The organism is Methylophaga sp. UBA4204 (assembly GCF_002379485.1).
GTDB lineage: Bacteria > Pseudomonadota > Gammaproteobacteria > Nitrosococcales > Methylophagaceae > Methylophaga.
Genome location: NZ_DFTU01000079.1, coordinates 39,850 through 40,229, shown reverse-complemented (window position 1 = coordinate 40,229; position 380 = coordinate 39,850). Strand labels below are relative to the sequence as shown.

1 protein-coding gene is annotated in these 380 nt (G+C 45.8%); it reads left to right on the top strand.

Annotated features, from left to right (window positions below):
- On the top strand, positions 1 to 219 hold a 219-nt coding region (locus tag B3182_RS11625), incomplete at its 5' end, for a flagellar basal body P-ring protein FlgI (protein WP_292752831.1).
- Between the last annotated feature and the right edge of the window lie 161 nt (positions 220 to 380).

Below are 380 nucleotides of genomic sequence, written 5' to 3'. Positions count from 1 at the left end.
CCCAATGCTTTCTCTGCTGGGCAGACTGTTATCACACCCAACTACGATATTGAAATAACAGAAGAAAATAGCAGGATGTTTGTATTTAACCCTGGTGTGTCACTGGATGAAATTGTCCGTGCAGTGAATCAGGTGGGTGCTGCCCCGGGTGATTTAGTGGCAATTCTTGAAGCATTAAAACAGGCTGGTGCCTTGCGTGCTGAATTGGTCATCATCTAATCTGTCATGACGATTCCTTCTAATATTTCGCAAAATGCAGTTGACTTTCATGGTTTGAATCAACTGCGTGAATCCGCCATTAAACCGGGGAATGAGGCAAGTACTCTGCGACAGGTGGCGGCGCAGTTTGAAGCGCTCTTCACGACGATGATGTTGAAAAG